Source organism: Burkholderia sp. MBR-1 (assembly GCF_013822785.1).
Lineage (GTDB): Bacteria > Pseudomonadota > Gammaproteobacteria > Burkholderiales > Burkholderiaceae > Burkholderia > Burkholderia vietnamiensis.
This window is the reverse complement of sequence record NZ_CP053609.1, coordinates 619,773-635,214: the sequence shown is the minus strand read 5'-3', so window position 1 is coordinate 635,214 and position 15,442 is coordinate 619,773. Positions and strand designations below refer to the sequence as shown.

The 15,442-nt window shown below is 69.6% G+C and carries 12 protein-coding genes and 1 pseudogene; 1 reads left to right on the top strand and 12 read right to left on the bottom strand.

Annotation, left to right across the window (positions count from 1 at the left end):
- Nucleotides 1-489: 489 nt before the first annotated feature.
- The 6 genes and pseudogenes from gor to MBR110_RS02950 all read right to left on the bottom strand — a co-directional run bounded on the left by gor (nucleotide 490) and on the right by MBR110_RS02950 (nucleotide 6,343).
- Nucleotides 490-1,845 (bottom strand): glutathione-disulfide reductase, encoded by a 1,356-nt coding sequence (gor, locus tag MBR110_RS02975; RefSeq protein ID WP_059696685.1) that lies wholly within the window; start codon nucleotides 1,843-1,845, stop codon nucleotides 490-492.
- Between the two features lie 240 nt (nucleotides 1,846-2,085).
- Nucleotides 2,086-2,310: a hypothetical protein gene (locus tag MBR110_RS02970; protein ID WP_034192573.1), complete on the bottom strand. Its 225-nt coding sequence runs from the start codon at nucleotides 2,308-2,310 to the stop codon at nucleotides 2,086-2,088.
- Nucleotides 2,311-2,641: 331 nt separating this feature from the next.
- The gene (locus MBR110_RS02965; protein ID WP_011886246.1) at nucleotides 2,642-3,763 is read right to left on the bottom strand and encodes a porin; all 1,122 of its coding nucleotides are present in this window, start codon (nucleotides 3,761-3,763) and stop codon (nucleotides 2,642-2,644) included.
- A 626-nt stretch (nucleotides 3,764-4,389) separates the two neighbouring features.
- Nucleotides 4,390-5,124, bottom strand: a pseudogene (locus MBR110_RS02960) (YoaK family protein); the annotation flags it as partial.
- Nucleotides 5,125-5,204: 80 nt separating this feature from the next.
- Complete coding sequence (locus MBR110_RS02955) at nucleotides 5,205-5,732, bottom strand: chromate transporter (protein WP_011886248.1); 528 nt, start codon at nucleotides 5,730-5,732, stop codon at nucleotides 5,205-5,207.
- Nucleotides 5,729-6,343 carry a chromate transporter gene (locus MBR110_RS02950; protein WP_059568271.1) on the bottom strand — a complete coding sequence of 205 codons (615 nt, stop codon included), beginning with the start codon at nucleotides 6,341-6,343 and terminating at the stop codon, nucleotides 5,729-5,731. Before MBR110_RS02950 ends, MBR110_RS02955 begins: the two co-directional genes overlap by 4 nt.
- A gap of 96 nt (nucleotides 6,344-6,439) precedes the next feature.
- On the opposite strand from MBR110_RS02950, the gene MBR110_RS02945 reads away from it, so the two are divergent.
- On the top strand, nucleotides 6,440-7,324 hold the full coding sequence (locus MBR110_RS02945; RefSeq protein ID WP_034192495.1) for a transcriptional regulator GcvA: 885 nt from the start codon (nucleotides 6,440-6,442) through the stop codon (nucleotides 7,322-7,324).
- 33 nt (nucleotides 7,325-7,357) lie between these two features.
- On the opposite strand, the gene MBR110_RS02940 is transcribed toward MBR110_RS02945, so the two are convergent.
- From MBR110_RS02940 to MBR110_RS02915, 6 genes are all read right to left on the bottom strand, one after another.
- Nucleotides 7,358-8,665, bottom strand: coding sequence for a solute carrier family 23 protein (locus MBR110_RS02940; RefSeq protein ID WP_059463407.1), 1,308 nt, complete (start codon nucleotides 8,663-8,665; stop codon nucleotides 7,358-7,360).
- Between the two features lie 260 nt (nucleotides 8,666-8,925).
- A complete protein-coding gene (gene flgL / locus MBR110_RS02935; protein ID WP_011886252.1) occupies nucleotides 8,926-10,167 on the bottom strand; it encodes a flagellar hook-associated protein FlgL in 1,242 nt (413 codons plus the stop codon).
- Between the two features lie 22 nt (nucleotides 10,168-10,189).
- Nucleotides 10,190-12,157, bottom strand: a complete 1,968-nt coding sequence (gene flgK, locus MBR110_RS02930) for a flagellar hook-associated protein FlgK (RefSeq protein ID WP_011886253.1) — start codon at nucleotides 12,155-12,157, stop codon at nucleotides 10,190-10,192.
- A gap of 136 nt (nucleotides 12,158-12,293) precedes the next feature.
- Nucleotides 12,294-13,049 carry a flagellar brake protein gene (locus tag MBR110_RS02925; RefSeq protein ID WP_043291559.1) on the bottom strand — a complete coding sequence of 252 codons (756 nt, stop codon included), beginning with the start codon at nucleotides 13,047-13,049 and terminating at the stop codon, nucleotides 12,294-12,296.
- A 230-nt stretch (nucleotides 13,050-13,279) separates the two neighbouring features.
- Entirely contained in the window at nucleotides 13,280-14,269 is a 990-nt protein-coding gene (gene flgJ, locus MBR110_RS02920; protein WP_014723811.1) for a flagellar assembly peptidoglycan hydrolase FlgJ, read from the bottom strand.
- Nucleotides 14,269-15,441, bottom strand: coding sequence for a flagellar basal body P-ring protein FlgI (locus MBR110_RS02915; RefSeq protein WP_034192572.1), 1,173 nt, complete (start codon nucleotides 15,439-15,441; stop codon nucleotides 14,269-14,271). The genes flgJ and MBR110_RS02915 overlap by 1 nt, the downstream gene beginning before the upstream one ends.
- Nucleotide 15,442: the final 1 nt, after the last annotated feature.

The following is a 15,442-nucleotide window of genomic DNA, read 5'->3' as shown; positions in this document are numbered from 1 at the left end:
ACGGTGACGGCATGCGTTGGGAGCGCGCGCGCAACGGACGGGTTGCGGCGACAGGCGAGCGTGCGGCGCGCCGGTATGCGCCGCTCATGTTGTCGTGGATGTGGTCGTGTGCGTGATTGCGCTGTTGATCGCGCATGATTGGCCCCGTATATGCTTTTGGCCGATCATACCAAGCTCTTCGCCGACTCGGCATCGTCCCGGCACGAATTGACGAACTTTTGCGTTGCCTGCGTATCGTGGATGCGACGGGGCGACGGGGCGACGGGGCGACGGGGCGACGGGGCGATGGATCGTCGGATGCGATGGATGGGTCGGATGCGACCGACTCGTCAGACTCGACCGACTCAACCGATGCGATGGACGCGTCCGATGCGACGGCGTCGAAGGCTCGAACTCCGCGAGCTATGCGGACTGCGCCAACTCCCCGGACTTCATAGCCCCGCTAGACCCCACACGCCGATGGCGCGACATCGCGCCACTCCATCGCCCCTAGTCGGCAACCTTCTGGCGCATCGTCACGAATTCCTCTGCGGCGGTGGGATGGATACCGATCGTGTCGTCGAATTGCGCCTTCGTCGCGCCGGCGCGAATCGCGATCGCGATGCCCTGGATGATCTCGCCGGCGTCGCGGCCGACCATGTGCGCGCCGACGACGCGCTGACTGTCGCGCGCGACCACCAGCTTCATCAGCGTGCGCTCGTCGCGCCCCGACAGCGTGTGGCGCAGCGACCGGAACGACGTCCGGTAGATGTCGAGCTCGCCGTACACGCCGCGCGCATGCGCTTCGGTGAACCCGACCGTCGCGACTTCCGGCTGGCTGAACACCGCGGACGGCACCCATTCGTGGTCGGTCGCGACGCGCGCGCCACCGAACAACGTGCGCGCGAGCAGGCTGCCGTCGCGCGTCGCGACCGGCGTCAACTGCGGCCGCGACGTGACGTCGCCGAGCGCGTGGATCGACGGCACCGACGTCGCCGAATACGCATCGACCGCGATCGCGCCGCGCGCGTCGAGCAGCACGCCCGCGCGCTCGAGGCCGAGCCCGTCGACGTTCGGCACGCGGCCGGTCGCGTAGAGCACCGCATCGTACCGCCCGTGCGTCGCGTCGCCGACCTGCACGGAGAGCGTGCCGTCGTCGGCCCGCGCGATCGACTCGACCACCGCGTGCGCATGAATCGCGACGCCCTGCTTCGTCATCTCGTCGGTGAGGAACTGCCGCACGTCGTCGTCGAAGCCGCGCAGGATCCGCTCGCCGCGATAGAACAGGTCGACGCGGCTGCCGAACCCGTTGAAGATGCCGGCAAACTCGACCGCGATGTAGCCGCCGCCGACCACCGCGATGCGTCCGGGCAGCGCCGGCAGCGACAGCGCCTCGCGCGACGTGATCGCATGCTCGATGCCGGGCCGCGGCGGCAGCGACGGGCGCGAGCCGGTGGCGATCGCGATGTGGCGCGCGCGGAACGTGCGCTCGCCGACGGCGACCGTATGCGCGTCGACGAGCGTCGCGCGGCCGGCGTGCATGTCGACGCCCGATTGCCGCAACAGGTCGATGTAGATGTCGCTGAGGCGGTTGATCTCGCGATCCTTCGCGGCGATCAGCGCGGGCCAGTCGTGGGTGCCGGCGTCGAAGCGCCAGCCGAAGCCCTGCGCGTCTTCCAGTTCGTGCGGATAGTGCGAGGCGTAGACGAGCAACTTCTTCGGGATGCAGCCGCGCAGCACGCAGGTGCCGCCGATCTGCTCCTGTTCCGCTATGGCGACGCGCGCGCCGTAAGACGCCGACATCCGGGCGAGCCTCACGCCGCCGGAGCCGGCCCCGATGACGAACAGGTCGTAGTCGAAATCCATCGCAAGCCTCATCGCAGTTCGGATGACGGCACGATAACAAGATTCCGGCGTTCGTGCGGGAAGCGCCGACGCAGGGCGCGCGCCACGAAAAAAAACGGCGAGAGACCTTGCCTCTCGCCGCTCAACCCGGTTGCCGGGTGTGCCATGCGTCACCGATCGAGCGCATGCCCGGCCAGCCGGCCGCGCGGCGCCGGTCCGCCCGCACGCGCGAACGGCGCGCCCGCGGACCGGCCGCCATGCTCAGGCCTGCGACGTGTCGCTGCCGTCCGTCGCCTGCGTGTCGTCTGCCTGCTGCGGCTGCTCGTCCTTCTTCTCGAGCATGCCTTCGATCGCCTCCGCGCCCTTGAAGCCGGCGATCGCCGCGGCTGCCTTGGTCAGCAGGCCCGCATCGGGATCGACCTTCTCCGCAGCCTCGACGGCCGCGACGGCACCAGCGATTTCACCCACGGTATTCAGGATACCCATCGTCATCCCCTTCGAAGAAAATCGTGAGCGCATCGTCCCACGAAAAAAACCGGCGGACCGCGTTTGTCATCGCCGGATACACAAGTTACCCATCAGGCCGGCCGCGCGCGAACCCGCGCGCCGGAACGACGCCCGCGCGCACCGCGGACCATGCGCGCAGCGTAGCGCAAACGCGTCGCGCGCACTGTCAAAGTATGTTCTGGATTGCCGACGGAACGCTTACGGGCAGCACGAGCGCCCGCGGCGGCGCGGGCGGGCGAAAAAAGAGGCTCCCACAGGAGCCTCCCGGATGCGCGCCGCGCGTGGCGCGGCGCAGCTGCGACGGTTCTCGTCAGAAGATATTGCGCAGGCCGATCGCGATGCCGGTCTGGTTGCTGCGGCCCGGCAGCTCGACGTTCGCGGCGCCGTTCGTCTTGTTGAAGTCGACGGTGCCGTAGACTTCCGTGCGCTTGCTGAGCGCGTATTCGGCGATGCCGACGATCGCGTAGCGGTTGCCGCTCGCGAGCGTGCCGTTGGCGGTCATCGCTTTGCGCATGTGGTCGTAGTAGAAAGCGCCGGTCAGCGTCAGCGGCGTGCTGACCTGCCAGCTCACGCCGGCGAACGGACCGTCGTCGATCCGGCCCGTGCCCTTCGCGACCGGAATCGACTGCTGCGCGAGCAGGCTGTCGACGAAACCGGTGTCGTCCTTCGAGCGCAGGTAGCCCGCGTAGACCTTCGCCTTGCTGAACGCGTAGACGACGTTCGCGTGGTAGATGGTCTGCTTGCGTGCGGAGTTGTCGCTGTTCTGCTGCGCGCCGGCCGCGATGCTCAGCGGCCCCATCACGTAGGACAGCGACACGCCCCATGCATTGCCCTTGCCGAGCGAGCCGGGGATCTGGCCGGAGAAGCCGCCCGCGCCGGTCGACTCGTAGTTCGTGCCGGTCGAGTACATCGCCTTCGCGGTCAGGCCCGAGAACGTGCCCGTGTACTTGATCTGGTTGTCCGCATACAGGCCGCCGCCCAGCGCCACCGGGAGCCACGCGTTCTCGAGGTAGTTGCCGACCGTGAGCGGATCGTAGGTGTCCGCGAGCAGGTCGAACAGCGGGGTCTTCTGGCGGCCGAGGGTCACCGTGCCGTACGGGCTCTGCAGGCCGACGTACGCGGCGCGATTGAACAGGCGGCCGCTGTCGGCGAATGCGCCGTTCTGCAGGTTCACGCCGCTTTCGAGGTTGAACACGGCCTTCAGGCCGCCGCCGAGGTCTTCCGAGCCGTAGATGCCGAAGCGGCTGTTGGTGATCGCGCCGTTGGTCATCGACAGCAGGCCGTCGTTCTTCGCATTGGCGTTGGTGAGGTAGCGGATGCTGGCGTCGGCGACGCCCCACAGCGTGACCGAGCTTTGTGCTTCGGCGAACTGACTGGCGACGGCGAGTGCCGCGCCCCCTGCGATGGCTGCGAGCCGGGTGGTCTGCTTCATGAGCTTTCCTATTTGTAGGTGTCTCCGTTCATGGCCGGCCGCGTGTGCAGCCGGGTGGCAATCGCGGGCGCTCATGGCGCCCGCGATGTCGGCAGAATCATAAGACCAGTACGCGGAACGAAAGAAATTGAAACGTCCGCGCACGCGCGATTGTCGTCAGCGAACAACGGTCGATTGGGCGGGCGGGGATTGCGCCGGCGGGAGGCCGGGCGCGGCGCGGCGAGGACCGTGCGGGGTTGGAGGCGATGAAGCTGCGTCGCGGCGCGCCGTCGTGCACGTGGAGGAGTGCTGCGGTTGCCGGCATCGGAGGCGGCGCGCCAGGGCTCGGGCGATCGGGTGCGGCGGCTGATCGGTGGCGCGATGAGTGCGCTGCAGCAACGTACCGAGATGGCGGCTCGCTGGGACGCCCCTGGGTGTCACGCCCGCCGCGATGCTACGTACTCCGGTGCGGCGGCGTTGGTGCCGTTGGTGCCGTTGGTGCCGTTGGTGCCGTTGGTGCCGTTGGTGGCGTTGGTGGCGTTGGTGGCGTTGGTGGCGTTGGTGGCGTTGGTGGCGTTGGTGGCGTTGGTGGCGTTGGTGGCGTTGGTGGCGTTGCTGCCGTTGCTGCCGTTGCTGCCGTTACCACTATCGCTACCATTGCCGCCATCGCTGCCGTTGCCTCCATCACCGCCCGCGCCGCCTGCCGGATCCCCCGCCCGCTGCCGCGCCCGCCGCACGATCTCCGCGAACGCGCCGACGAGCGGCAACACCGCGCCCCACAGCGCGACATCGGGCGCGAGCCGCGTGACGAGTCCACCGCACACGGCGCCGCCGAGGAAGCAGAAGCTGATCGTCGCGAGCAGCGCAGAATCGTGCAGCGCGCCGGCGTCGTAGCGCGGTATCAGCCCGACGAACAGCTTCTGCGCGGCGCGGCGCAGATTGCCGGTCGTCATCACCGACGTGTACGACAGCGCCTCGAGATGCGTGAACGACAGCGTCTGCAGCGTCGCGACGAACGTGATGCCGGGGATCAGCCACGCGCTCGACGCGCCCACCAGCCCGCTCGCGGCCAGGCCGAGAAACGCGATCTCGACGATCAGGCTCGCGAACGCGGTGTGGCGCATCCAGCCGCGCTGGGCGGCGAGGCCCAGCAGGTGCGCGACGAGCACCGCGACCACGAACCCGCCGAGCGGCGGCACGTGACGCAGCGCGGCCGCCCATTCGCCGGCCGACAGGTTGATGCCGAGCAGCGCGACGTTGCCGGTCATCGTGTTCGCGAACACGTGGCCGTGGCCGACGTACGTGTACGCGTCGAGATAGCCGCCCGAGAGCGTGAGCAGCGCGGCGACGGTGAGGTTGCGGCTGGCGCCGTCGAGATTCATCGATCCTCCGTGTGGTGTGCCGCCCGGCCGCCGCGGACGGCGGGCGATTCATCGGCGTCGGCGCGGCGGCCGGCCGCCCTTCACTGGCCGATGCCGGTGAGCCCGATCAACGCGCCCGCCGCGAGCAGCCACAGCGGATGAATGCGCGTGCGCCACGCGAGCACCGCGCATGCGGCGGTGATACCCCACTGGATCGCGCTGCGGTTCGACGCCTGCGAGATCAGCATCGCGCTCGCCGCGACGAGCCCGGCCGTGACGGGCATCAGCCCCTGCTGCACGTAGCGGCGCCATGGCCGGTCGCGAAAGCGCTCCCACGCGTGCAGCGCGAGCACGGTCACGATCGACGACGGCCCGAACTTCGCGATCGACGCGACCAGCAGGCCGGCCCAGCCGGCCACGTGCCAGCCGACCAGCGACACGATCATCATGTTCGGCCCCGGCGCCGCCTGCGCGAGCGCGAACAGCGCGGTGAACTCGTGCGCGCTCATCCAGTGATGCACGTCGACGACCTGCCGCTGCATCTCCGGCAGGATCGTGTTGCCGCCGCCGAACGCGAGCAGCGACAGCTGGCTGAAGATCGTCGCGATCGCAATCAACGTGTCGTTCATCGGCCGCCTCCGTCGCGTGCCTCGGCGCGCGGCTGCGCCGGCGTGTCGCGACGCCGCGACGCGAGCCAGATGCTGACGGGCGTCAGCACCAGCATCGTCGGCAGCAGCGGCACGCGCAGCACCACGATCGCGACGAACGCGAGCGCCGCGATGCCGGCGGCCGTGCGCGGCGCCTGCCGCAGCGGCCGCGCGACCTTCACCGCCATCGCGACGAGCAGCCCCGCGGCTGCGGCCGCGAGCCCGCCGAACAGGTGCTGCACGTGCGGGTCGGCCTGCGTCTTCGCATACAGCACGCCGAGCGCGACCACGACGAGCGTCGGCCCCGCGATCAACCCGAGAATGCCGGCGAACGCGCCCGCGACGCCGCGAAAGCGCATGCCGACGGCGACCGACAGGTTGATCACGTTGCCGCCCGGCAGGAACTGGCACAGGCCGAGCAGATCGGTGAATTCGTCGGCGGACAGCCACTTGCGCTCGTCGACGATGGTGCGCCGCGCAAACGGCAGCGCGCCGCCGAACGACATCAGCCCGAGCGACAGGAAACCGGTGAACAGCTCGGCGAGACCGATCGGGCGCGGCGCGGCGGCGGGCGGTGGGGAAACGGATTGCATGGGGATCCTCATCAAGCGGTGCCACGAGGTTACCGCCGTCGCGGAGGACGGCAAAACGATTTTATCGGCGCGTCCTTGTGATCTAGAATCACAAGCATGCCACGCGACCTACCGCCCTTTTCCGCGCTTCGTGCCTTTGAAGCAGCGGCCCGACACGAGAGCTTCAGCGCCGCCGGCGACGAGCTGCATGTGACCCACGGTGCCATCAGCCGGCAAATCGCCGGGTTCGAGGCGTGGCTCGGCAAGCCGGTGTTCCAGCGCTACGGCAAGCGCGTGAAGCTCACCGACGACGGGCGCCGTTATCTCGACACCGTGCGCGCCGCGTTCGACAGCATCGCGCTCGCCACCGAGCAGCTGCGCAACGCCGGCGCGACGCGCGTGCTGCGCATCAACGCGCTGCCGACCTTCGCGATGAAGTGGCTGCTGCCGCGCCTGTCGCGGTTCCAGCGCGACGTGCCGAACGTCGAGCTGAAGCTGTCCACGTCGAACGCGGCGCTCGACACGCTCGACGGCTTCGACGTCGCGATCCGCCGCGAGCCCGGCCCCGGGCCGAACTGGCGCAGCGGCCATTTCCTCGACGAAAGCGTGATTCCCGTCTGCAGCCCCGCGCTGCTCAAGCGCGCGCCGATCGCCCGCGCGGAAGATCTCGCGCGGCACGTGCTGCTGCATTCGGATACGCGGCCGGAAGGCTGGCGCGACTGGTTCGCCGCGGCCGGCGTGACGATGAAGGGGCGCAAGCGGCAGTCGTTCGACCACTTCTATCTCGCGCTGCAGGCGGCCGTCGACGGGCTCGGCGTCGCGCTCGGCCCGCTGCCGCTGATCGACGACGAGCTCGCGAGCGGCCGCCTCGTGATGCCGCTCGACGGGCCGCGCATCGCGACGCGCAGCTACTGGTGGATCGCGCCGGGCGCGTCCGCCGACGATCCGCTCGTCGCGCAGTTCTGCGCGTGGCTGCAGGGGCAGTCGAACACCGGCGCATGAGCGGGCGCCGGCGGGGCCGCTTCCGCTACCCGCTCACACCACCGGGCCCGGCTCCTTCTCCTTGCGCAGGATCGCGTACAGGATGATCGCGCCGAACGTCGCGGTGCCGATGCCGCCGAGCGCGAAGCCGCCGAACTTCAGCGAGAAGTCGCCGGCGCCGAGCACCAGCGTGACGGCCGCGACGATCAGGTTGCGGTTGTCGGAGAAGTCGACCTTGTTGACGACCCAGATCCGCGCGCCCGTCACCGCGATCAGCCCGAACACGACGATCGACACGCCGCCGAGCACCGGGCCCGGAATCGTCTGGATCACCGCGCCGAACTTCGGCGAGAAGCCGAGCCCGATCGCGATCAGCGCGGCGAGCGCGAACACGAGCGTCGAATAGATCCGCGTGACGGCCATCACGCCGATGTTCTCCGCGTAGGTGGTCACGCCCGTGCCGCCGACGCTGCCCGACACGATCGTCGCGAGCCCGTCGCCGATGAACGCGCGGCCGACGTAGCGGTCGAGGTTGCTGCCCGTCATCGCGCTGACCGCCTTGATGTGGCCGAGGTTCTCGGCGACCAGGATCACGGCGATCGGCGCGAGCATCAGCATCGCGTGCGGATCGAACACCGGCGCGCGAAAGCGCGGCACGCCGAACCACGCGGCATGCGCGACGATCGAGAAGTCGATCGGCTTGCCGAGGCCCATGCCGTTGGTCGCGACCGCATAGATCGCGTACGCGATCACGAGCCCGACCAGGATCAGCAGGCGCTGCACCATCCCGCGCGCGAACACCGCGACGCCGCCGACGCACAGCACGGTCACGAGCGCCATCACCGAGTCGAAGGTCGAAGCCGACACGCCCCTGACCGCGATCGGCGCGAGGTTCAGCCCGATCACCGCGACCACCGCGCCGGTGACGACCGGCGGCATCAGCGTCTCGATCCAGCGCGTGCCGATCGCCTGCACCAGCGCGCCGAGCGCGACGTACACGACGCCGCACGCGACGATCCCGCCGAGCGCCACCGGAATGTTCGGGTTCGGCCCGCTGCCGCCGTAGCCGGTCACCGCGATCACCAGGCCGATGAACGCGAAGCTCGAGCCGAGGTAGCTCGGCACGCGGCCGCCGACCAGCACGAAGAACAGCAGCGTGCCGATGCCCGACATGAAGATGCACAGGTTCGGATCGAAGCCCATCAGCAGCGGCGCGAGCACGGTCGAGCCGAACATCGCGACGACGTGCTGCACGCCCATCGCGACCATCTGCGGCCACGCGAGGCGCTCGTCGGGCCCGACCACGCGCGACGCCGCGCCGGCCGGTTGCACCCGCCAGCGCGGGAAGTAGGAATCGGACATGGGGAAAGGGCTCCTGTCGGTCGCCGGCGGCGGACGGTGCGCCGGCCTGGAATCTGGCGCGAGTTTACGGAGCGGAAATGGGGCTGGCAAGCGCGCCGCCGCACGCGCGGCAATGGCGCGCCGGGAGCTGGTTTGCGGTATGACGGGGAAACGAGCCGGCCGGGCGGCCGTGGGTCACCGCGCCGGCCGCCGCGCGGGCGACCGGCACGCGCACCGCGCGACGTGAGCGAAGGCTCACATCGCGCGATGCTGCGCGCCGATCAAGGATTGACGTACTGGAACAGCGACAGGTTCTGCAACTGCACGTAGGCCTTCTGCGCGCCGGTCAGCGCGTTCTGCACCTGCAGATACTGGCTGATCGTCGTCACCATGTTGGTGCCGGTCAGGTCCGTCAGGTTGCTGGTGGTCTGCAGCGACGCCGTCTGCGTGACCGCCTGCATCGCCTTGACTTCCTGCTCGCGGCCGCCGACCGACGCCTGGATCGTCGTCACGTTGCGCATCGTGTTGCCGACCTTGATCGAGCCGGTCATCATCGCGTTCGACAGCGCGGCGGCCGCGACGGGATTGCCCGTCACCGGCGTCTTCAGCGCGGCGATCATCGAGTCGAGCGTCGAGAAGATGTCCGCGCCGCCGGTTGCCTGCGGGCCGGGCGTGACCGAGAACGAGTCCCCGGCCGACGGCGTGCCGGACACCGAGACGGTCATCCCGCCGCCGAGCGCGATCGACGCGCCGGCCGTGTACGCCTGCGCGGGCGTCGTGGTCGGCGGCTTGGCCGACGAATCGGTGACCGTGTAGGTCGGCGCGGCCGGCGTGCCGCCGAACGTGATCGCGAAATGATGGCCGTTGGTCGCGGCCGACGGGCTCGTGACGGTCACCGCGGTAATCCGGCCGGTGCCCGTGTTGGCGGCGTCCGCCGCCGGCACCGGGACGCTGCCGAGCGACTGCACCGACATGAACACGGCCGCGCCGGTGTCGCCTTGCGCGACGCTGCTCGAATCGCCGATCTGCACCTGGCGCGTGCCCGAATCGCCGACATACGACACGGTGCCGTTCGGGCTGCTCGTAAACGGCGCCGACGAATTGTTGACGCCGGCGAACAGATAGGTGCCCGCGCCGTCGTTCGTGTTCGCGAGCGTCATCAGCTGGTCGCGATAGCCTTGCAGCTGGGTCGCGAGCGCCGCGCGGTCGCTGTCGGCGAGCGAACCGTCGCCGGCGCGCACGGTCAGCGTCTGCACGCCGGTCAGCACGGTGCTCACGCTTTGCAGCGTCTGGTCCTCGGCCTGCAGCGACGCGAGCGCCGTGCTCTGGTTGGCCGTGTACTGCGACAGCGTCGCCGACGTCATCGACAGCTGCACGGCCTGCGCCGCGCCGACCGGGTTGTCGGCCGGCGTCTGCAGGCTCACGCCGCTTGCGATCTGCTGGTACAGCTGCGAGAGCTGAGCCTGCTGATCGTTCATCTGTGAAACGTTCAGCTGGAAGAACTGGGCGCTGGAAATCCGCATCGCTTCTATCCCTCGAATCCGGTCAGTTGAACAGGCCGAGAACGGTCTGGAACAGCGTCTGCGCGGTCTGGATCACCTTCGCGTTCGCCTGGTAAAGCTGCTGGTACTGCATCAGGTTCGCCGCTTCCTCGTTCTGGTTCACGCCCGACACCGACTGCTGCGCGCTGGTGATCTGGCCGACCAGCGACGTCTGCGCGGCGCTCGACGACTTCAGCTGGCTCGCCGTGTTGCCGATCGCGTTCACGTAGTTCGCGTACGCGCCGGTGAGCGTGGTCGTGCCGCCGCCGAGCGACTTGGCCGTCACCAGCTGCGACAGCGCGAGCGCGTTGGCGCCATCGCTCGTGCCGCCCGCGTACGGCCCGATCGAGAACGAGTCGCCGTCGGACGGCGCGCCCGACAACGTGACGGTCACACCGTTCAGCGTGCCGGACATCGTCATCTTCGCGCCCTGGCTCGCGTTGTACGGCACGCTGTCGGTCGGGTTGGCGATCGTCACCGAGGTGGGCGGCGTGCCCGCGATCGTGACCGTCGTGCCGACCGGGAAGCCCGACAGCGAGTTCGTCGCCGCGTCGTAGGTGAGCTTGGTGGCCGGAATCTGATAGCCGGAGCTCACGCCGTTCGAGACGATCTTCCCCGTCCCGATGTTGGTCGTCGACGCGGAGGCGACGACCGGCGACGCCGCCGCGATCGCCGCGCCGCTCGTCGTCGCGAGCCCGAAGCCGGTCAGCGCGCCGCGCGTCGGCAGCACGGTGAACTGGTCGCCGGCGTTCATCGCGCCGGACGAGAACGACAGCTGCAGCCCGCCCAGCGACGCCGGCATCGACGTCGACTGGCCGATCACCGAGCCGCTCGCGCGGTCGGCCAGCGTGTAGTTGGTGCCGTCGAACGACAGCGTGTAGTCGCCCGTCGTCGGCTGCGCGGGGTTCGTGAACGACACGGACAGCGCCGCGTTGCCGGTATTGCCCTGATTCGCGAAGACGGTCGCCGGCGCGACGGCGAACAGGCTGCCGCCCGGATTGCCCGACAGGTCGACGCCGAGCGCGTTTTGCGCATTGACCTGCGCGGCGAAGCTGGTCGCGAGCGCGCCGAGCTGCGCCTGCGCCGGATCGAGCGTCTGACGGCGGAACGCGAGCAGGCCGCCGAGCGTGCCGCCCGACAGCGACGCATCGGGCAGCGACTGGTCCGGCGTTTTCGGATTCGCGCCGGCGATGCCCTGCGACACCACGGTCAGCTCGCTCGGATCGGACGACGACGCGACGGCCGCGAGCTGGTAGCTCTTGTCGGCGACGACGAGCGGCTGGCCGCCCGCGAGGAACACGCTGTAGCCGCTGTCGTTGCGCACGACCTGCACGCCGGCGAGCGACGACAGGTTCGACACCGCGAGGTCGCGCTGGTCGAGCAGCTGGTTCGGCGGCTGCCCCTGGCTGCTCGCGGCCCCGATCTGCTGGTTCAGCTGCGCGATCTGCGAGGTGTACGTGTTGATCTGCGACACGGTGCTGGTGAGCTGCGTGTTCACGCTCTGACGCAGCGCGTCGTACTGCTGGCCGGTGGCCTTCAGCTGGTCGGCGAGGATCTGTGCGTTGCTGATCGCGGTCTGCCGCACCGACGGGTCCGACGCGTTGTTCGCGACGTTCTGCAGCCCGGTGAAATAGTTCGTGATCGCGGTCGAGATGCCGGCCGTCGGGCTGCCGACGTAGTTGTTCAGCTGCGCGACGAGCGAATACCACGTCGATTGCGCGCCGCCTTGCGACTGCGCGGCGTTCAGCTGGTCGCTCAGGTACTGGCTGTACTGCCGCTGCACGGTGACGGTGTTCACGCCCTGCGGCAGATAACCGCTCGCGGTGTACTGGCCGCTCTCTTCGGCATAGACGGGACGCTCGACCGAATAGCCGGGCGTCGCGGCGTTGCTGATGTTCTGACCGGTCGTCGTGAGGCCCCAGAGCGCGGCATTGAGGCCGCTGACGCCGAGGTTCATGAATGTGTTGGACATGCGCGATCCTGATGAGCCGGCCGCGCTGCGGCCGCCGGGTTGCGTGACTCCCGGTATAACGGCCGCGGATCGAAAAAATTGAGGGAAAAATGCGCACGCGGCGCGCGCGTGCGCGCGGCGGCCGCGAGGCGGTGCGTCAGGCCCGCGCGAGCGAGCGGCGCTTCATCTCGAGCTGCGTGATCAGGCGCTGCAGCGTGTTCTCCGCGCTGCCCGGCAGCGACATGAAGCGAAACCCGAGCTGATAGCGGCGCGAGCCGTTCGGCAGCTGCGTCGAGCGCTGCGACACGAGGCGCAGGTCGAGCGACAGCTTGCCGTGGCCGTTCAGTTCGAGCTCGACCTCCGGCAGCAGCGTGCCGACTTCGAGCGTCTCGACGCGCTCGTCGATCGTGCGCAGCCCGACGCCGCCGAGCGACAGGTTCTGCACCTCGAACACGAAGCTCTCGCCGTCCGGCAGCTTGCCGCGACACTGGAACGGATCGACGACCGGCGCATCGACGCGGAAGTACTCGCGCCGCTGGATGCACATCAGCACCTCGGGGAATTCGGCGACGAACGCGGGCAGCCCCTCGAAGCGCGTCTCGCGCGGCGTGCCGGTGGTGAACTCGACGCGCACGCCGTCCGGCGCGGCGGCGAAGGTGCAATGCGACGCGGCGAGGATGCCGGCGTTCTGCTCGGCCAGCGCGCCCCAGTCGAACGTGAAGGTGCGCGCGCCGACGTCGACGTCGAGCAGGCGCGTGACGAGCTGCCCGCCGGGATACTGGACGGTCAGGAAGTCGCCCCGGTTCACGAGGTTGCGCAACTGCACGCCGATCTCGAGCGGATTGCGGCGGGCGTAGTCGGGTCCGGAATGGCCCGCATCCAGGCTCGGGTCGGTCGACGTTTCGATATTCATGGCTAGCCGGTTTCTTGTCATGGACGCCCCGGCAACCGGGACGCAATAAAACCGGGCCTGAACATGGCCCGGTTGCTGGTCTCTCACACTTAGCGGCAGTGCTGACCGAAAGTTTAGATCGAATCGCGGATTATTTTCCGCGCAAACGATAAAACCGCGCGCGGCGGACGCCGGGCGCGGTCGGGAACACGGCAGGAAATCACGCCGCGCGGCCGTGGCGGCGCGGCGCGTCAGCCGATCTGCTGCATGATCGAGATCAGCTTCTTCGCGTAGTGCGGGTCGGTCGCGTAACCGGCCTTCTGCATGCCGTGCGCGAAGCCCTCGACGCTGCGGCTCGCGCTCAGCACGCCCGCGTAGCGCGGGTTGTTCTTCAGCAGGCTCGCATAGTCGGTCATCGCGTGCTCGTACGAGTCGTACGCGCGGAACTTCGCGACCACGCGGCGCGGCGTGCCGTTCACGTATTCGGTCGTGAGCGCCGCCACCGTGCGGCCCGTCCAGCCCTTGTTCGCCTTGATGCCGAACACGTTGTAGCTGGTCGAGCCGTCGCTCGCGCGGATCTCGCGCTTGCCCCAGCCCGATTCGAGCGCAGCCTGGCCGACGATGAAGCGCGCCGGAATGCCGGTCGCCGCGCTCGCCGCCTGCGCGGGGGCGGCGAGCCGGTCGACGAACGCGTCCGCGTCCTGCACGCCGCTCGAGCCTTTCAGCGGCGGCGTCAGCGCGCTGCCGGCCGAGTAGCCGCGCGTGCCGGCGAGCGCGCCGTTGTTCGCCGCATTCGCGTAGGCCCGCGCCATCGCGTTCATCGCGGCGAGGCTGCCTTCGTTGCCCGACGTGCCGGCGCCGGCCGCGCCCAGGCCCGTCGCACCGAGGCCGGCCGCGCCGGCATCGCCCGCCGGGTCGGCGCCCTGGCCCGCGTTGCGCAGCAGCTGCTTCATCAGCGCATCGGCGACGCCGATGCCGCGCTTCGACATCTGCTGCGCGAGCTGCTGGTCGAGCATCGACGTGTACATCTTCGACGTGTGCGAGTCGAGCAGCCCGCCGTCGGGCGTCGCGTCGCGCATGCTCTTGAGCATCATTTCCGTGAACATCGCGTCGAACTGGCCCGCGACCGCCTTCGCGCCGGCCTGCGGCGACGCCTTCGCCTGCGCGCGCAGCGCGTCGAAACCCTGCACGTCGAGCGCGAAGCGCTGCGTCAGGTCGTTTGCGTTCGGAAGATTCGCCATCAGATGATCTCCAGATCGGCGCGCAGCGCACCCGCCGCCTTCATCGCCTGCAGGATCGACATCAGGTCGGCCGGCGTCGCGCCGAGCGTATTCAGTGCCTTCACGACGTCGGCGAGGTTCGCGCCGGCCGTCACCATCTTCAGCGAGCCGTTGTCCTGCTTCAGCTGGATCTGCGACTGCTGCGCGACCACCGTCTGCCCGTTCGAGAACGGCCCCGGCTGCGACACCACCGGCTGCGTGTTGACGACCACCGACAGGTTGCCGTGCGCGACCGCGCAGCTTTGCAGCGTGACCATCTGGTTCATCACGATCGAGCCGGTGCGCGCGTTGAGGATCACCTTCGCGGCCGCCTTGTCCGGGCTCACGTCGAGGTTCTGCAGGCGCGCCATGAACGCGACCTGCTGCGACGGGTCGGCCGGCGCGGCGAGCTGGATCGTGCGGCCGTCGAGCGCCGTCGCGGTGCCCGGGCCGAAGCTCGAATTCACCGCGGACACGATCCGCTGCGCGGTGCCGTAGTCCATGTCGTTCAGTTGCAGCTGCAGCACGCCGTTCATCTGCGCGACCGCGTTCGGCACCGAGCGCTCGACGATCGCGCCGCCGGCGATGCGGCCGGCCGCGAGCTGGTTGACCTGCACGCGGCTGCCGTTCGCGCTCGCGCCCGCGCCGCCGACCGCCATGTTGCCCTGCGCCAGCGCGTACACCTGCCCGTCCGCGCCCTTCAGCGGCGTGAGCAGCAGCGTGCCGCCGCGCAGGCTCTTCGCGTTGCCGAGCGACGACACCGTCACGTCGAGCGCCTCGCCCGGCCGCGCGAACGGCGGCAGCGTGGCGGTCACCATCACCGCCGCGACGTTCTTCAGCTGCATGTTGTTCAGCGACGACGAGCCGCCGTTCGCCGAGCCGTTGTTGATCGAGATGCCGAGGTTCGCGAGCATGTTCGCGAGCGTCTGCGTCGTGAACGGCGTCTGCATCGTCTGGTCGCCGGTGCCGTCGAGGCCGACCACGAGGCCGTAGCCGATCAGCGGGTTGTCGCGCACGCCCTGGATCTGCGCGAGATCCTTGAGGCGCTCCGCATGGGCGCCGGCGGCGCCGAACGCGCACGCGATCAGCATGAATGCGCCGGCCAGCGCACGCGCTGCGCGCCGCGACAGGCGGTGGAAAAGAGGCTGCTGCATC